Source organism: Micrococcus sp. 63XJN7_8_ISO-PGPR-S23-253, from assembly GCF_056173425.1.
In genome coordinates this window covers 75,251-91,197 of the sequence record NZ_CM149673.1, presented here as the reverse complement: position 1 = coordinate 91,197, position 15,947 = coordinate 75,251, and the positions used below count along the sequence as shown (strand labels likewise).

The following is a 15,947-nucleotide window of genomic DNA, read 5'->3' as shown; positions in this document are numbered from 1 at the left end:
GGCCGGCCCCGTCGACGGGACCGGCCGGCGTCGTGCTCGGGCCGGGTTCAGGCGTCCTTCGCCGTGTCCTTCACCTGGCGGGCGGCGTCCTGGGACTGCGCCTTGAGGTCCTGCGCCGTGTCCGTGCCCTGGTCCTTGAGGTGGGAAGCGGCCTCAGTGGCCGACTCCTTCACGCTCCCGGCGGCTTCGCGGGCGGCGGGCTCGAGGTCCTCGCGCAGCTGCTGGACGGCCTGCTTGGCCTCGTCCACCAGCGGGGCGGCCTGGTCCTTGAGGCCCTCCGCGGCGCGCTGCTCCACGCGTGAGGCGGGGATCAGCGAGCTGAGCAGCAGGCCGGCGCCGAAGGCGATCACCCCGGCGGCCAACGGGTTGCCCGCGGTGCGGCCGCGCAGCTGAGCCGGGGCCTGGTGCAGGGCGTGCTGGGCGTCGTCGGCCCACTCGGACACGCGGTCGCCGGCGTCGCCCAGGCGGTCCTGGGCCTGGCCGGCCGCGCCGTACGCGGAGGCCCGGGCGTCGTCGACCATCCCGTGGGCGCGATCGCCCAGCGAGGGCTCGTGGCGGTGCTGCTCCGGGGAGCCCATGATGTTCTCCTTCGCGTGGATGAAGCCGTCCTTGATGCGGTTGGTCTGCCGGGACACGGCCTTCGTGGGGCTCACCTTCTCGGCGAGGGCGTCCACGTCCTGGCCGAGCTCGCGGCGCGTGCGCTCGATGTCGGCGCGGATCTCGTCGGGGTTGTTGCTCGTGGTCATCGCGTCTCCTTCGCGGGGTTCAGGGTCTCGGGGATCTCCTGAAGCGTCTCCTGGGTCTGCGGCAGACCCTTGATCTTCTCGATGTCCTTCTTGCCCTGCACGGCCAGCACGGCCGCGACGACGCCCCACAGCACGGCCACGATCAACGCGGCCCAGCCGATCGGCAGGAACACGTCGAGCAGGTGCATCAGGGCCAAGGACAGGAACATCAGCAGGAAGAAGCCGCCGACGGCGGCGCCGGCCAGCAGGCCCGCCCCCTTGCCGGCCTTCTTCGCGGACTCGGTGGCCTCGGCCTTGGCCAGGGCGATCTCCTGGCTGACCAGCGTCGACAGCTTGGCCGACAGGCTCTGGAACATCTCGCCGAGGCTCTCGTGCTCGGCGCGGAACTCCGCCTGCGTGGGCGGCGGGGTGTGCGCGCCGGAGCGCGGCGTCGCGTCGCGGAACGGTTCGTGGGCGGTGCTCATGCGTCACCCCCGGGCCGGGTCTGGTCGAACGGCCGCTCGGCGGTCAGGCCCTGCTGGACCGGCGCCTGCGTGCCGTACGGGATGTCCCCGACGCCGGCCGCGCGGCGGGGCCCGGCACCGTCCGCGACGCGGCCGTCGGCCTGGGAGAGCGAATCGCTCGAGTAGGCCGGGGCCTGCGAGTCCAGGTGGTGCGGGGTCACGTCCGCGTGCACCGCCTCCGGACGGGTCTCGTGACGGCGCGGCGCGGTGGAGGCGGCGGAGTCCGGCTGGGCGGCGTCGCGGATGCCGCGCGTCAGTCGACCGGCCACCAGCCCGGCGCCCAGGGCGAGGGCCAGGAACGTGCCCGGACGGCGAGCGGCGAAGCCGCGCACGTCCTGCAGCAGATCCTGCGGGGAGGCGGTCTCCAGGCGCTGCGTCAGGGCCTCGGCGCGGTCCGCCACCGAGGCGACGCCCCGGCGCACCAGGTCGGTCTGCGGCTGCTCGCCGGAGACCACGCGGTGCAGGTCGTCGGTGTAGCTGCGCACCTGGCCCGCGAGCCGCTCCTGCTGGGTCTGCACCTGCGCGCCGACCTGCTCCTGGGCGGAGCCGACCAGCGACTGCACCTGGTCAGCGGCCTCGTCCTTCACCTGGCCGGCCTCGTGCTTGGCGGTGGCCGCGAGGTCCTGGGCCTTGTCCTTGGCGTCGTGGGCCACGGCCTTCGCCTGGCCCTGGGCCTCGCCCGCGGCCTGCTGGGCCTTGTCCTTCGCCTGGTCCTTGGCGTCACGGCCCTCGGCTGAGGAGCCGTGGGCGTTCTGCGGCGTGTTCGTCGTCATGCTGTGCCTTCCTTCGTCCGGGTCGGCGGCCCCTCATGGCGGCCCTTCTGGCCGTCCACGTCACCGGGTCCACCGGTCTTGAGGGCCAAGGTAAGCACCGCGAGGGACGTGCCGGAAGACCTCGGGGCCGCCGGGATCGGCCGGCGCAACACGCGTGCCGCCGCCCCCACCGGGCCGGGCGGCGCGCCGGCGTCGTCTCCGGTCAGGACGGGGTCAGCGCGCCTTCAGGCCCCGCTGGGCGGTCTTGCCGACGCCACGGCCCGGGTGCTCCTTCTTGCCCTGCATCCAGACGTCCACGGCCTGCACGCCGAGGTCGGGGTGGTCGGTGAAGAAGCCGTCGATGCCGGCGTCGAGGAACGGCTGGATCATGCCGACCATGTCGCCCTGCGCGTTCCGGTCCGTGGAGGAGCGGAACTCCGTGTAGAGGAACTGGTTCTCGGCGCGGAAGGTGTAGGGCACCACCTCGAGGCCCGCGCGGTGGGCGAGGGAGACGAACGCGGTCTCCTCGCCCATCGAGCCGTCCTTCTCCTTGGTGATGATCTGCGCGAAGGCCGGGCCGAGCGTGTCGACGCCGGCCGCGCGGACCTCGCGCATGCCCGCGGCGGTCTCGTAGAAGTCGTAGTCGCGGGCGGTATCACCGGCGGCCACGGAGTCGTAGGGCGCGCCGTTGACGCTGGAGAGGAACACCGTCTCGGCCTTGAGGCCGAGGTTCTCGTTGAGATCGCGCAGGTTGGCGAGCTCGAAGGACTGCACGGTGGCGGGGGCGTTGCGCTTGTTCAGGCCGTGCTCGTCGAGCAGCTCGACGACGCGCTCCTCCATGGACAGGCCGATGGAGTCGAAGTAGGTGGGGTGCTTGATCTCGGGGATGACTCCGATCTCGCGGCCGTACCGGGCCGAGAGGCGCTCCCGCAGCTCGAGCACCTCCTCGAAGGTGGGCACCTGGTACCGGCCGTCGTAGGACGCGGACTCGGGGCGGACCTGCGGCAGGCGCTCCTTGGCGCGCAGGGTCTTGAGCTCGGCGAGGGTGAAGTCCTCGGTGAACCAGCCGGTGAGGGCCACGCCGTCGACGACCTTGGTGGTCTTGCGGTCCGCGAACTCGGGCCGCTGGGCGATGTCCGTGGTGCCGTCGATCAGGTTCTCGTGGCGGACCACGAGCACGCCGTCCTTGGTGGAGACCAGGTCCGGCTCGATCACGTCCGCGCCCTGGGCGGCGGCCAGCTCGTAGGCGGCCAGGGTGTGCTCGGGGCGGTAGCCGGAGGCGCCACGGTGACCCACGACGTCGGGGCGCACCACGGGCTTGCCCGTGACGGACTGCGCGGCGGCCGGGGTCTCCGTTGCGGCGGGGGCGGCGACGGCCGGGGCGGCCAGCGGGGCGCTGACGGCGACGGCGACGGCGAGGGCCACGAGGCCGCGGGCGGCGTGACGACGGACGGAGGTCATGGAACGGTCCTTTCCGGGAGGGGGATGACCGCTCCAGTGGGCCAGATCCGGGTGTCGGCCGGGTGGCCCCCCTCCGGCCACAGCCGGCCCGTCCGGTGAACAGCCGGTGACGGGGGCTGAACAGTGACGTTCAGCCGCCCGTCACGATGCGCGGCGCCACGCCCGGCGGCTCAGCCCTCCGTCGACGACGGCCGCGTCAGTCCCAGCGTCTCCGGGGCCGACGGGGCGCCGTCGCCGAGGACGTGCTCGCCCAGGAAGCCGAGGACGACCTCGTACCAGACCTTCGCGTGCTGCGGGGCGAGGATCCAGTGGTTCTCGTGCGGGAAGTAGAGGAACCGGTGGTCGGTGGTGCCGTCCGAGGCGGCCGGCCGCCCGGACTTCGCCAGCAGGTCCGACCACAGGCGCAGCCCCTCGCCGATCGGCACGCGGTAATCCTTGTCGCCGTGGATGACGAGCATCGGGGAGACGATCTCGCCCACGAACCGGTGCGGCGAGTTCTCCTGCTGCATCTGCTCGTCCATCTCGCGGGCCCAGTAGAACGCGGCGTCCGTCGTCGGGCCGAAGCCGTCCAGCGCCCACAGCGAGGCGTGCGTGACCACGCACCGGAACCGGTCGGTGTGCCCGGCCACCCAGTTCGCCATGTAGCCGCCGAACGAGCCGCCCATGGCGGCGGTGCGGTCGCCGTCGACGTCCTCACGCGCCACGACGGCGTCCGTGAGCGCCATCAGGTCCGTGTAGGGCGCCTGACCCCAGCGGCCCCAGCCGCGTTCGATGAAGTCCTGGCCGTAGCCCGTGGACAGCGCCGGGTCCGGCAGCAGCACCGCGTAGCCGCGCGCCGCCATGATCCACGGGGTCCAGCGCCAGCTCCACGCGTTCCACGAGCCCAGCGGGCCGCCGTGGATCCACAGCAGCAGCGGGTGGCCGCCGGCCGGCGCCTCCCCCTCGGGGAGCACGAGCCAGCCGCGCACGCGCGTGCCGTCCTCGGCGACGGTCTCCACGTCCTCGAGGGTGCCCGGAATCGCGGGGCGTTCCACGGGGTTCGGCAGGCGCGTGGCCTCGCCCGTGGCCAGGTCGATCCGCGCCACCTCCGGCGGGAACAGGTAGGAGGAGCGGACGCCGTAGGCCGTGGCCCCGTCCGGGGAGAGCACGACGTCGGTCCACGCCTCGTCCTCCCGGGTCACCTGCGCGACGGCGCCGGTGGCCACCTCGATGCGGAACACCGGGCGACGGCCCTCCGAGTCCGCGAGCGCGATCACCGCGGAGTCGTCCGGCAGCCACGCGACGACGTCGGCCCACCGGTCCCAGCCGTGGGCCAGGGGCGTGGTCTGGCCCGTGGCCGTGTCCATCACGTACAGGCGCGGGTGCACGGCGGAGTGCGGGGTGGAGTCGGGGGTGCGGACGACGACGGCGCGCGTGCCGTCATGGCTGACGGGGCCGACGGAGACGTCCTCGCCGGGGACGTCGTGCAGGACGCGGTGCTCGCCCGTGGCCAGGTCCACGCGCACCACGGTGCCCTCGCGCACGTTGCCGCGGGCCTCGGCGGTGGCGGCCGTGGTGAGCAGGAACGAGCCGTCCGGGGCCACCTGTGCGCCGATCCCGAATGCGTGGGAGCGCGGGAAGCCGGAGACGTGGCGCAGGTGGTGCGATGCATCGTCGGCCTCGGGAGCCAGGCCGGAGGCGGCCGGGCCGGGCTCGGCGGCGTCGGCGTCCGTGGCGGGCTCGCCCTGCGGGTCCGGGCCGGGCTCGAGGACGAAGAGCTCGGGGCGGGCGGGGCCGAGGTCGTGGTCCCAGAAGCGGATGGGGTAGCCGGTGTGCAGGATGGCGTCCACGCCGGCGTCCTTGCGTGTCTGCGCGAGGGCCGCGTGCTCGGCCTCGGTGGTCGCGCCGAGCAGCCGGTCCGCCGTGACGACCACGCGGTCCGCCGCGGACGCGCACGTGACCGCGGCGACGCCGCCCGGGCGGGAGAGCACCACGCGCGCCTCGCCGCCCCGGGCCGGCAGGGCCCACAGGGCGCTGCGCTTCTCGGCCTCGGCGTCGGCGGGGTCGGGACGGGCGGAGGTGAAGAAGAGGGTGCCGTCCGCGGCGAACTGTGCGCCGGCCTCGCCCTCGCGGGAGCGGGTCAGGCGGTGGGCGGGGCGCTCGCCCGCGGGGTCGACCTCCCAGAGGGCGGTGGCGTAGCCGGTGCCCTTCGCGTCCCGGGTGGCGACGGTGGTCACCAGGCGGGCGCCGTCCGGGCTGAGGGTGAGACCGGCGACGCGCGGCAGGGCGGTGAAGGCGTCGAGGTCGTGGAAGGGGGTGGCGGGGGTGTCCGGGGTGGAGGTCATGCGTTCGTTTCTATCGGCCCGCACGTGATCCGGGCAACACGGAGGGCGGCGGGGTGGTGGCCTCGACGGCGGGCCGCCCCGGTGCCCGCCGCGCCTCAGGCGCCGGGCCGCGTGCCGGCGTCGGCCCGGATCTGCTGGAGCTGCTTGCCGAGCCAGTCGACGTACCCGCCCATCCACTCCCCCGTGGCCTGCTCGTTCCAGCTCTGGCCGACCACCGGCTGCGGGAAGACGACGGCGTCCGAGAGGGTGTCCCGCAGCGCGAGGGCGGGCCCCTCCTCATCCGCGACCGTCACCCACTGCATGCCGTGACGGGCGCCCAGGTGCTCGCCGAGCAGCACCGCGACGACGTCCAGCAGCACCGCCAGCTCCTCGGGGTCCAGCTCGTCGGCCTCGGCCTGCGAGCGGGCCAGCACGGCGTCGTAGTACGCGGCGACCGCGTCCAGGTCCAGGTGGTCCACGCCCTCCTGCGCGGCGAAGTCGCGGCGGACGCGTACCCACTCCCGCTCGGGCTCGGTCAGGGGGCTCATCTCGGGCTGGTCGGTCATGGCCTCCATCCTGCCAGGCGCGTCCGGCGCAGCCATCGCCGGAACGGGCGGCGCCGACCGCGCTTTCGTTCGGGAAACGGCGGCGTGTCGCAGCGCCGTCGTTCGAGAAACGGCCAGGAGCCGGGGGACGGACCGCCGGAGGCCTCCGCGCCCCCAGCGGCAACCCTCGTGGAGGCACCCGATGTCGTGCCGCCAGCGACGAGGCGAGCGTGCGGGCCGTCGTCGTCCGCCGCCCCCGACCAGACTTGAGACACTGGCCCCATGCGCATCATGACCGTCTGCCTGGGGAACATCTGCCGCTCGCCCGCCGCCGAGGCCGTGCTGAACCGCAAGCTCACGGAGGCCGGTCTCGACGACGTCGAGGTCACCTCCGCCGGCACGTCCGGCGAGCACGTGGGCGCCCGGCCGCATCACCTCACCCGTGAGGTCGGCGGGGAACTGGGTTATGAGTTCCCGACGGTGGGGGTGCAGCTGTCCGCCGACCTCGTGGACGACGCCGACCTGATCCTCGCGATGGACGAGGCCAACCTCGCCGACGCGCGGCGGCTCGCGACCACGGACGAGCAGCGGGACCGGATCCACCTGATGGGCGAGTTCGCGTCGGATGCGGACAGCGCCGGGGTGCGCGAGGTCCCCGATCCGTACGGGTATCCGCGGCCGCAGTTCGAGGAGATGTACCGGCAGATCGAGGACGCAGCAGACGGCGTCGTCGCCGCGATCCGCGACGGGCGCCTCTGACGGCCGGGGCGCGGTCCCGGGGTCCCGTCCCAGCGACGCGAACGCCGCCGGACCCGCCGTTTCCCGCACGAAAACGGTCCGGGACCCGCCGTTTCCCGAACGAAAGCGGTCCGGGACCCGCCGTTTCCCGAACGAAAACGGGGGGTCGGTCAGTCGTCGTGGGGGTCGTCGGAGCCGTCGAGGACCTCGCGCAGCCGCGCCGCCGTGTCCGCGCGCAGGGTGCCGCGGGTCTCGGCGCGGTCGGTCGTCGCGCGGGCGAGGGTCTCCCACACGGCCCGCACGTCCGCCGACAGTCCCCCGGCCTCGAGCTCGCCGAGGGTCTCGCGGTGGGTCCGCAGCGTGTCGACGTCACCGCGGGCCACGGGTCCGGTGAGGGCGCCGTCGCCGTCGGTGAGCGCGTTCTCCAGCGCGGCGGTCATGAGTGAGCGCAGCACCCGCTCCGGGTCGGCCACCCCGATCGTCTCCAGGATCTGACGGGCCTGCGCCGTCAGCGTCACCAGGTGGTTCGACCCGTGGGACAGCGCCAGGTGGTAGGCCGCCCGGTCGGCCTCCTTCACGACCACGGGCTCCCCGCCCATCTCCACCACGAGCGCCTGGGCCACGGGCAGCACCACGGGGTCCGCGGTCACACCGAACACGCAGTCCTGCAGCCGGGCGACGTCGAGGCTGAGCCCCGTGAACGTCATGGCCGGGTGGATCGCCAGGGGGATCGCCCCGTGCGCGCGCACCGGCTCCATCACCCCCACCCCGTAGCGGCCGGAGGTGTGCACGAGCAGGTGGCCGGTCTGCACGTGGCCCGCGGCGGCCAGGCCGGTCACGAGCTCGCCCAGCGCGTCGTCCGGGACGGCGAAGACGACCATCTCGGAGCGGCGCAGGATCTCGGGGACCTCCAGGACGGGCACGCCCGGCAGGAGCATCTCCGCGCGGTCCCGCGAGGCCTCGGAGACGGCGTGCACGCCCGTGATCGTGTGGCCCGCAGCCCGCAGCGCCGAGCCCAGCACGGCCCCCACCCGGCCCGCGCTCACCACGCCGACGCCCAGCCGCCCGGGCCGCTGCGCCGGGTCGTGCGGGTCCAGGCTCAGGTCGAGTCCGCCGGTCATCGCTCCTCCTCGCCGCGCACAGCGGAGACGTCTGCCCCGCTCTCCTCCCCGACGACGGCACCGCCGCCGACGCCGGCCCGGGCCAGTTCGCGGCGGCCCACCTCGGTGGCCGCGACCTCGCGCGTGCGCTGCTCGAAGCGGGCCAGCTCCTCGGGGCGCATCCACTGGTCGCGGTCGGCGAGGCGACGCGAGACGGCCGCGTGCCGGGCCTCCCGGGCGTACAGGTCCACGGCCACGTCCTCGTCGAGGTCGCGGACCACGGCCTTCGCCCCCGCGACCCACACGCGCACCGTGGCCAGGCCCAGGCGCCGCTGCACCGGCCCCTGCACCAGCTCGGCCGCCTGCACGCGCTCGTGCTGGAGGGTCTGCAGCCGGCGGTGCAACCAGCCGCTGCGCACCACCAGCAGGGACCGCGTCGTCGTGAAGCCGATCCGCCGCCAGGCGAACCAGTTGAACCACCACCTGCCGCGCCGCGGCACGTGCTGGAAGCCGCCCTCCGTGCCGGTGCCGTGCACGCCGAGGTGCATGAGCCCGGCGGGGGTCAGCCCCTGCGCGGCGCGCGGATCGCCGTCCAGGCCCGGGTCCGGGGCCACGACCGTGAGGACGCGGAGCACGTCCTCCCACGGGCCGACGGGCAGCGCGACGTCCCGGGCGCCGTCGGACTCCTGCAGGTACCCGGCCACCGCCATGTTCACCCGATACCAGCCGAAGGGCCGCCAGAACAGGGGCTGGGAGACGGTCACCCCCTGCACCCGCCCCGGCGGGACGGTCTGGTGGGTGGTCTCGGTGAGCCCGTGCCGCAGTCGCAGCCCGTCGGTGGAGCGGCGCACCTGGAAACCCCAGCCGGCGTTCAACCGGGACCACGCGACGCCGGCCACGGAGAACAGGGCGGGCAGGGACGCGGCCGCGCCGATCCCGGTCAGGGTCTCCCCCTCGTCCAGCACCGCCTCGGGCAGCAGCGCGACCACGAGGGCGAGGCCGCCCAGCCAGATCAGGGACCCGGCCAGCACCCCCAGCACGCCTCCGGAGAGCAGGACGGAGCCGAGGAGCCGCCCCGCGGGCACCTGCAGCAGGAGTTCGCCGGCGTCCGCGTCCGCGGCGTCGGCGTCGGGGAGGCCGGGCTCGGCCGCCCGCTCCGGGGCGGACGCGTCCGCCCCGGCTCCCCCGAGCACCCCCGACGCGCGGTCCAGGATCTCCCGGCGCACCGCTTCGGCCTCGGCGCGGCGCAGGAAGGACAGCTCGAGCGCGGACTCGCCGCCGTCGGCCGCCTCGACCTTCACTGTGGCCAGCCCGAGCAGCCGGGCCACGAGCGGGTGCTGCAGGTCCACCGCCTGGATGCGGTCGTAGCGCATCTGCCGGCGGCTGCGGAAGAGCCAGCCCTGGCGCAGCTCGATCCGGTCCTCCCCGCAGCGGAACCGGGTGAACCACCAGGAGAAGAAGAACACGAGGCTGATCAGCAGGGTGACCCCCAGCAGGATGCCGCCGGCCACGAGCAGGCTGCCGTCGCCGCCGCCCGGGGCGTCCTCCCCGCTGAGCCGGCCCGCCGCGAAGTCCTCCACCGCGTTGCGGCCCGCGAAGAACAGGATCAGCAGCAGGAAGGTCCAGCCCCGCACCCAGGGCGAGGCGGGGTGGACGCGGACCCAGCCGGCGTCGTCGGCGGGGGGCGGGGCGGCCGCGCTCACAGGCCCGCCAGCCGCGCCTGGCCGCGCGCCATGAGGACTTCGCGCAGCTCCTCGGCCCTCTCGCGGGGCACGCCCTCCAGGGTGACGTCCCCGCCCGCGGCGGCGGTCTTCAGGGTGAGGGTCTGCAGCCCGACCCGGCGCAGCAGCGGACCGTCCGAGACGTCCACGTACTGCAGGCGGCCGTACGGCACCGCGTGCACGCTGCGGAACAGGATGCCCTCGCGCCACAGGACGTCGTCCTCGCGCTCGGCCCAGCCCATCGCGCGCACGCGCCGCGGGATCAGGATCAGGTCCACGATCCAGGACACGACGACGACGGCCGGCAGCCCCCACGCGACCCACGCGGCCATCCCCGCCCACGGGCCGGTGAGCTTGAGGATCAGCGGCACGGAGAACGCGGCGAGCCAGATCAGGTGGCCGATGGTCGTGGCGATGAGCTTCACCGTCGCCAGCCGCGGCGAGGCCGGCGTGAAGGCCACGCCGCTCAGGTCAATGCCGGGCACGGGCATACCCTCCTTCGGTCTCGGGACGGGCCGGTCGGCCGCGGCCCGGGGACCCATCCTGCCCACGACCGCCCTCGGGCGCATCCTCCTCAGGCGGGATCCGGCACCACCGTTCGACGATCAGCCCCACCACCAGCAGGACGAGACCGCCGACGGCCTGCAGGGCGGCCTCCCGCACGGTCGGTGCCTCCACGCCGGCCCGCAGCAGCACCTGCACCGCCACCCCGGCGTGCCACCCGCCGAGGGCCGCTCCCGCGAAGCCGGAGGCCTGGCCGAGCACGAGGGTGCGGGCCGCGGCGAGCGGGTCCATCCGCGCGGCGGCGGGCTTCTCCCGGTCGCGGCGCACCCGCCAGCCCAGCGCGAGGCACAGCACGGAGACCGCGGCCACGGTGATCAGGCCGCCGCGGCCCACCACGGGCGCCGGCCAGCCCAGGGACGGCGCGGCGAGCCCGGCCAGCCAGCCGAGCACGGCGGCCACCAGCACCACGAGCAGGGTCCACCCGGAGCGCAGCGCGATCACGTGGCCTCCCTCCCGAGGGCGTCCGGGCGTGCCGGGCGGAGCGGGGCGACGTCGTCGGTGCCGGCCAGCAGCCGGTGCCGCTCGGGCTCCTGACGGCGCACCCCGGGGGCGTCCGCGGCGACGGCGGCGAGGTCGGCGACGGGCGTGCCGGCGAGCGTGGCGTCCGCGTCGAGCCACAGCCACGGCAGCAGCACGAAGGCCCGCTCGGCCGCGCGGGGGTGCGGCAGGGTGAGGTCCGGGTGGTCGCTGCGCACGTCTCCGTAGGCGATCACGTCCACGTCCAGGGTGCGCGCGCCCCAGCGGACCTCACGCCGCCGATGGTGGTCCTGCTCGAGCCGGTGCGCCACCGCGAGCAGCTCCCACGGCGCGAGGTCCGTGCGCAGGGTGACCACCTGGTTGAGGTAGTCGGGCTGGCCCGGCGGCCCGCCCACGGGTGTGGTGACGGCCCGGGGCGAGGCCCGGACGTCCGTGATGTGCGGCAGCGCGGACAGGGCGGCGACGGCGGCGTCGAGCGTCTGCGCGGGCTCGCGCAGGTTGGCGCCGAGGGCCAGCACGGCCGCGACGGGCGCGTCCGGGCGGGCGCTCAGCTCGGGGACGGGCGCGGGGCCCTCGGCCGGGTGCGACCAGTCGACGGTGCTCACGCGAGGTCCTCCCGGGTGCGGTGCACGGTGACGGCGGCGTCCGCGAAGTCGTGCGGGATGGGCGCCTGCGGCTTGTGCACGGTGACCTCGACGGCGGTCACCACGGGCTGCTCGGCGAGGACGGCGCGGGCGATCCGGTCGGCGAGGGTCTCGATCAGGTCCACCGGCTCCCCGGTGACCAGGCGGACCACCGTGTCCGCGACCTCGGCGTAGTTGGCGGTGCGGGCGAGGTCGTCGCCGGCCGCGGCGGGGCCGGCGTCGAGGTGGAGGACCACGTCCGTGACGAACGGCTGCCCGTCCTGGCGCTCGTGGTCGAAGACCCCGTGGTGCCCGACGGCGGACAGCCCGGCCAGGCGGATGCGGTCCCGGGCGCTCACGGCAGCACGTCCTCGGAGACGGGCTCGCCCGGGGCATGCGCCCCGGCCCAGGCCGCGGCGGTGCGGACGGCGTCGGCGCTGGCGCGCACGTCGTGCACGCGCACGCCCCACGCGCCCTGTGCGGCGGCGAGGGCGGAGATCGCCGCGGTGGCGGCGTCGCGCGCGGCGGGCGGGGCCGGGGTGCCGTCGTCGTCCGCCAGCAGGGTGCCCAGGAACCGCTTGCGCGAGGCGGCGACGAGCACCGGGTGGCCCATGGCGCGGAGCCACTCGAGGCCGCGCAGCAGCTCCCAGTTCTGCTCGCCGGCCTTCGCGAAGCCCAGGCCCGGGTCGACGATCAGCTGCGCGGGCTCGACGCCCGCGGCGAGGAAGCGGCCGGCCACGTCCCGCAGCTCGCACACGACGTCCGGGACGGTGTCCTCGTAGACGGCCAGCCCGTCCATGGTCTGCGGGTTCCCGCGGTTGTGCATGAGGATGTACGGCGCGCCCGACGCGGCGATCAGCGCCGGCATATCCGGCTCGTGGGCGAGGCCGGAGACGTCGTTGACGATCACCGGCCCCAGCGCCAGGGTGGCCCGGGCGGTGGCGGTGTGGCGCGTGTCCACGGAGAGGACGACGTCCTCGGCCAGCAGCGCCTCGATCACGGGCAGGATGCGCTCCTGCTCCTCGGCCGGCGGCACGGCGCGGGCCCCGGGGCGGGTGGACTCCCCGCCCACGTCCACGATGTCCGCGCCGTCCGCGACCATGCGCCGGGCGTGCTCGACGGCCGCGCGGACGGTGGCGTGCTCCCCGCCGTCCGAGAACGAGTCAGGGGTGACGTTGAGGATGCCCATGACCAGGGTCCGGTCCGCGGGCAGCCGCCCCAGCAGGGCGCGGTTCGCCTCCCGCGCCGCCGGGTCGATGCTCTCGTCCACGTGTCCTCCTCCGCCGTCGGTGGTCCTCAGCCGTGCATGATGAGGCTCATCGCCTCCGAGCGCGTGGACGGATCCCGCAGCTGGCCGCGCACCGCCGAGGTGACGGTCTTCGCGCCCGGCTTGCGCACGCCGCGCATGGACATGCACATGTGCTCGGCCTCCACCACCACGATCGCCCCGCGCGGGGCCAGGTGCTCCATGAGCGCCTCCACCACCTGCGTGGTCAGCCGCTCCTGCACCTGCGGACGCCGCGCGTACAGCTCCACGAGACGGGCCAGCTTGGACAGCCCCGTCACGCGGCCCTCGGCGGAGGGGATGTAGCCGATGTGCGCGGTGCCGTGGAACGGCACCAGGTGGTGCTCGCACGTCGAGTAGAACGGGATGTCCTTCACGAGCACGAGCTCCTCGTGCGCGATGTCGAACGTGGTGCCGAGCACCTGGTCCGGGCTCTGGTGCAGGCCCGCGAAGAACTCCGCGTACGCCTTGGCCACTCGCGCCGGGGTGTCCGCCAGGCCCTCGCGGTCCGGGTCCTCACCGATCGCCAGCAGGATCTCCCGCACCGCCGCCTCGATGCGCGGCCGGTCGACCGCGGTCGAGTCCGGGTCGAACGTGCCGGGGACGGCGTCGTCGGGGGTGTGGGCTGTCATGCGGGTCTCCTGCGCGGTCAAAAGGTCGGTCCCTCGTCGGGGCCCGGCGTGTTGCTCGGACCGCCGTGCGGCGGCAGGCCGGGGCCGGCCGCGTCCCCGCCCAGCGACGACGGCGGCGCACCCTCCGGACGCACCGGCACCGTGGTGCCCTCGACGCCGACGGGGGTCTGATCCCCGCCGTCGTGGCGCGAGCGGCGCTCGGAGGGGGAGAGGACCGGCGGGATGTCCTGCGGGAGCCGGTCGTCCGAGGCCAGCCACACGCCGCGCTCGGGCCGCTTGCGGACGTCCGCGAAGATGGCGGCGATGGCCTCCTGGGTCAGCGTCTCCTTCTCCAGCAGCTCGTAGGCCAGCCGGTCCAGGACGTCCCGGTTCTCCGTGAGCACCCAGTGGGCCTCGGCGTGGGCCTGGTCCAGCAGGGTGCGGACCTCGGCGTCCACCAGGTACGCGAGCTCCTCGGAGTACTCGCGGGAGGAGCCGCCGGGGGCACCGCCCACGAAGGGCTCGGAGCTGCCGCCGCCGAGCTTGACGGCGCCCACCTTGGCGGACATGCCGTACTCGGTGACCATCTTGCGGGCCGTGTCCGTGGCCTTCTGGATGTCGTTCGCGGCGCCCGTGGACGGGTCCTTGAACACGATCTCCTCCGCCACGCGCCCGCCCATCGCGTACGCGAGCTGGTCCAGGAGCTCGTTGCGGGTGACGGAGTACTTGTCGTCCTCCGGGACCACCATCGTGTAGCCCAGGGCGCGGCCGCGGGGCAGGATCGTGATCTTGGTGACCGGGGCGGAGTTGCGCAGCCCGGCCGCGACGAGCGCGTGGCCGCCCTCGTGGTAGGCGGTGACCTTGCGCTCGTGCTCGTTCATCAGGCGGGTGCGCTTCTGCGGGCCGGCCATCACGCGGTCCACGGCCTCGTCCAGGGCGTGGTTGTCGATCACGTTGTTGTTCGAGCGCGCCGTGAGCAGCGCGGCCTCGTTGATCACGTTGGCCAAGTCCGCGCCCGTGTAGCCGGGGGTGCGCTTGGCCAGGGAGCGCAGGTCCACGTCCAGGGCGATCGGCTTGCCCTGCGCGTGCACCTCGAGGATCTTGGCGCGGCCCTCGAGGTCCGGGGCGTCCACGGGGATCTGGCGGTCGAAGCGGCCCGGGCGCAGCAGCGCCGGGTCCAGGACGTCCGGGCGGTTGGTCGCGGCGATCATGATGACGTTCGTGGAGGCGTCGAAGCCGTCCATCTCCACGAGCATCTGGTTCAGGGTCTGCTCGCGCTCGTCGTTGCCGCCGCCGATGCCTGCGCCGCGGTGCCGGCCGACGGCGTCGATCTCGTCCACGAAGATGATGGCGGGGGCGTTGGACTTGGCCTGCTCGAAGAGGTCGCGCACGCGCGAGGCGCCGACGCCCACGAACATCTCCACGAAGTCCGAGCCGGAGATCGAGTAGAACGGCACGCCGGCCTCACCGGCCACGGCCTTGGCCAGGAGGGTCTTGCCCGTGCCGGGCGGGCCGTAGAGCAGCACGCCCTTGGGGATCTTGGCGCCCACCGCGCGGAAGCGGTCCGGCACGGTGAGGAACTCCTTGATCTCCTGGAGCTCCTCCACGGCCTCGTCCGCGCCCGCGACGTCCTTGAACAGCACGTCCGGGTTGTCCTTGTTGATCAGCTTGGCGCGGGACTTGCCGAACTGCATGACCTTGCCGCCGCCGCCCTGCATGCGGGACATCAGGAACCAGAACAGCAGTGCGATGAGCAGGAACGGGACCATGAAGCCGAGCAGCGAGAGGAACCAGTTGCTCCGCACCGGCTCGTCCGTGTAGCCGTCCAGGGCCGAGTCGTCCACCGCGGTGACCACGTCCGTGGCGCGCGCGCTGGCGAAGTAGAAGTAGACCTCCTTGCCGAGGTCCCGGTCGTCCTGCTTGTAGGGCTCACGCAGGGTGAGGTCCACGCGCTGGTCCCCGTCCACCACGCGGGCCTGCGCGGCCTTGTCGTCCTTCAGCAGGGCCATGCCCACGTTGGTGTCCACCATGGTGCGGCCGCTCTGTGACGTGGTCAGCGGGATCGCGACGGCGAGGACCAGCAGGCCCAGCAGGATCCAGACGTAGGGCTTGTTGAACAGCTTCTTCACGGTCCGAGTGTCTCCTGGTCTGCCGCGGGGGCCGGGCTGCCCGGGGCGGCCGCCGTGCGGCCGGGGCCGGCGCAGGGCCGACGTCGCGCCCGGGTCAAGCCCCCACGGTACCGGCCCGGCCCGGGTGTCCGCTGACTGTTCGCGTCAGGTGGACAGGGCGCGGGCGGTCGGCCGGCGGCGACGTCGGCCAGCGCCGTCCTGACGCCCACCGGGAATGCGAGAGGTCGGAATGGCGCGTGGATCGCACCTCAGAGCGACCGCTCGCGTGACAGGAACGCTGGCGCTGCGACCGCGCCCCTGCGTCCCCGCCTGCACAGACCCCCGTGCACCCGCATCCCTCCCCAGGCCGGCGGCGGCTCAGGACGCCGCCCGCTCCACCGCGCCAGGCT

General features: G+C 74.6%; 16 protein-coding genes. 1 reads left to right on the top strand and 15 read right to left on the bottom strand.

All coding sequences use genetic code 11. From position 1 onward, the window contains the following. Positions 1-47: 47 nt before the first annotated feature. The 6 genes from AC0VX4_RS00420 to AC0VX4_RS00395 all read right to left on the bottom strand — a co-directional run bounded on the left by AC0VX4_RS00420 (position 48) and on the right by AC0VX4_RS00395 (position 6,331). Positions 48-746: a DUF3618 domain-containing protein gene (locus AC0VX4_RS00420; RefSeq protein ID WP_002856041.1), complete on the bottom strand. Its 699-nt coding sequence runs from the start codon at positions 744-746 to the stop codon at positions 48-50. Beyond that, entirely contained in the window at positions 743-1,210 is a 468-nt protein-coding gene (locus tag AC0VX4_RS00415; RefSeq protein WP_002856039.1) for a phage holin family protein, read from the bottom strand. The genes AC0VX4_RS00420 and AC0VX4_RS00415 overlap by 4 nt, the downstream gene beginning before the upstream one ends. Next, positions 1,207-2,022, bottom strand: coding sequence for an ATP synthase subunit B family protein (locus AC0VX4_RS00410; protein ID WP_049158878.1), 816 nt, complete (start codon positions 2,020-2,022; stop codon positions 1,207-1,209). Before AC0VX4_RS00410 ends, AC0VX4_RS00415 begins: the two co-directional genes overlap by 4 nt. Before the next feature lie 213 nt (positions 2,023-2,235). Continuing rightward, positions 2,236-3,462, bottom strand: a complete 1,227-nt coding sequence (locus AC0VX4_RS00405; RefSeq protein ID WP_002858288.1) for a glycerophosphodiester phosphodiesterase — start codon at positions 3,460-3,462, stop codon at positions 2,236-2,238. Positions 3,463-3,632: 170 nt separating this feature from the next. After that, complete coding sequence (locus AC0VX4_RS00400) at positions 3,633-5,786, bottom strand: alpha/beta fold hydrolase (RefSeq protein WP_002858287.1); 2,154 nt, start codon at positions 5,784-5,786, stop codon at positions 3,633-3,635. Positions 5,787-5,881: 95 nt separating this feature from the next. Then, positions 5,882-6,331 carry a DUF3806 domain-containing protein gene (locus AC0VX4_RS00395; protein ID WP_002858285.1) on the bottom strand — a complete coding sequence of 150 codons (450 nt, stop codon included), beginning with the start codon at positions 6,329-6,331 and terminating at the stop codon, positions 5,882-5,884. A gap of 261 nt (positions 6,332-6,592) precedes the next feature. On the opposite strand from AC0VX4_RS00395, the gene AC0VX4_RS00390 reads away from it, so the two are divergent. Next, on the top strand, positions 6,593-7,069 hold the full coding sequence (locus AC0VX4_RS00390) for a low molecular weight protein-tyrosine-phosphatase (RefSeq protein WP_002858283.1): 477 nt from the start codon (positions 6,593-6,595) through the stop codon (positions 7,067-7,069). A gap of 149 nt (positions 7,070-7,218) precedes the next feature. Here AC0VX4_RS00390 and AC0VX4_RS00385 read toward each other — a convergent pair whose 3' ends face one another. The 9 genes from AC0VX4_RS00385 to ftsH are packed head-to-tail and all read right to left on the bottom strand — an operon-like array spanning position 7,219 to position 15,558. Further along, the gene (locus AC0VX4_RS00385) at positions 7,219-8,169 is read right to left on the bottom strand and encodes a Rossmann-like and DUF2520 domain-containing protein (protein WP_002858281.1); all 951 of its coding nucleotides are present in this window, start codon (positions 8,167-8,169) and stop codon (positions 7,219-7,221) included. Beyond that, the gene (locus AC0VX4_RS00380) at positions 8,166-9,851 is read right to left on the bottom strand and encodes a PH domain-containing protein (protein WP_475464446.1); all 1,686 of its coding nucleotides are present in this window, start codon (positions 9,849-9,851) and stop codon (positions 8,166-8,168) included. Before AC0VX4_RS00380 ends, AC0VX4_RS00385 begins: the two co-directional genes overlap by 4 nt. Then, positions 9,848-10,360 (bottom strand): PH domain-containing protein, encoded by a 513-nt coding sequence (locus AC0VX4_RS00375; protein WP_020625296.1) that lies wholly within the window; start codon positions 10,358-10,360, stop codon positions 9,848-9,850. Before AC0VX4_RS00375 ends, AC0VX4_RS00380 begins: the two co-directional genes overlap by 4 nt. Beyond that, positions 10,341-10,874, bottom strand: a complete 534-nt coding sequence (locus tag AC0VX4_RS00370; RefSeq protein WP_049145361.1) for a DUF3180 domain-containing protein — start codon at positions 10,872-10,874, stop codon at positions 10,341-10,343. Before AC0VX4_RS00370 ends, AC0VX4_RS00375 begins: the two co-directional genes overlap by 20 nt. Then, the gene (gene folK, locus AC0VX4_RS00365; protein ID WP_049145359.1) at positions 10,871-11,515 is read right to left on the bottom strand and encodes a 2-amino-4-hydroxy-6-hydroxymethyldihydropteridine diphosphokinase; all 645 of its coding nucleotides are present in this window, start codon (positions 11,513-11,515) and stop codon (positions 10,871-10,873) included. The genes AC0VX4_RS00370 and folK overlap by 4 nt, the downstream gene beginning before the upstream one ends. Next, positions 11,512-11,892 (bottom strand): dihydroneopterin aldolase, encoded by a 381-nt coding sequence (folB, locus tag AC0VX4_RS00360; protein ID WP_410992203.1) that lies wholly within the window; start codon positions 11,890-11,892, stop codon positions 11,512-11,514. Before folB ends, folK begins: the two co-directional genes overlap by 4 nt. Continuing rightward, a complete protein-coding gene (gene folP, locus AC0VX4_RS00355; RefSeq protein ID WP_095695202.1) occupies positions 11,889-12,803 on the bottom strand; it encodes a dihydropteroate synthase in 915 nt (304 codons plus the stop codon). Before folP ends, folB begins: the two co-directional genes overlap by 4 nt. 26 nt (positions 12,804-12,829) lie before the next feature. Beyond that, complete coding sequence (gene folE, locus AC0VX4_RS00350; RefSeq protein ID WP_020625291.1) at positions 12,830-13,450, bottom strand: GTP cyclohydrolase I FolE; 621 nt, start codon at positions 13,448-13,450, stop codon at positions 12,830-12,832. Positions 13,451-13,467: 17 nt separating this feature from the next. Continuing rightward, positions 13,468-15,558 (bottom strand): ATP-dependent zinc metalloprotease FtsH, encoded by a 2,091-nt coding sequence (ftsH, locus tag AC0VX4_RS00345; protein ID WP_475464445.1) that lies wholly within the window; start codon positions 15,556-15,558, stop codon positions 13,468-13,470. Positions 15,559-15,947: the final 389 nt, after the last annotated feature.

What these genes read in the sequence shown, in the direction of transcription:
- AC0VX4_RS00420 (WP_002856041.1), bottom strand. Translation starts at nt 746, where the DNA reads ATGACCACGAGCAACAACCCCGACGAGATCCGCGCCGACATCGAGCGC.
- AC0VX4_RS00415 (WP_002856039.1), bottom strand. Translation starts at nt 1,210, where the DNA reads ATGAGCACCGCCCACGAACCGTTCCGCGACGCGACGCCGCGCTCCGGC.
- AC0VX4_RS00410 (WP_049158878.1), bottom strand. Translation starts at nt 2,022, where the DNA reads ATGACGACGAACACGCCGCAGAACGCCCACGGCTCCTCAGCCGAGGGC.
- AC0VX4_RS00405 (WP_002858288.1), bottom strand. Translation starts at nt 3,462, where the DNA reads ATGACCTCCGTCCGTCGTCACGCCGCCCGCGGCCTCGTGGCCCTCGCC.
- AC0VX4_RS00400 (WP_002858287.1), bottom strand. Translation starts at nt 5,786, where the DNA reads ATGACCTCCACCCCGGACACCCCCGCCACCCCCTTCCACGACCTCGAC.
- AC0VX4_RS00395 (WP_002858285.1), bottom strand. Translation starts at nt 6,331, where the DNA reads ATGACCGACCAGCCCGAGATGAGCCCCCTGACCGAGCCCGAGCGGGAG.
- AC0VX4_RS00390 (WP_002858283.1), top strand. Translation starts at nt 6,593, where the DNA reads ATGCGCATCATGACCGTCTGCCTGGGGAACATCTGCCGCTCGCCCGCC.
- AC0VX4_RS00385 (WP_002858281.1), bottom strand. Translation starts at nt 8,169, where the DNA reads ATGACCGGCGGACTCGACCTGAGCCTGGACCCGCACGACCCGGCGCAG.
- AC0VX4_RS00375 (WP_020625296.1), bottom strand. Translation starts at nt 10,360, where the DNA reads ATGCCCGTGCCCGGCATTGACCTGAGCGGCGTGGCCTTCACGCCGGCC.
- folE (WP_020625291.1), bottom strand. Translation starts at nt 13,450, where the DNA reads ATGACAGCCCACACCCCCGACGACGCCGTCCCCGGCACGTTCGACCCG.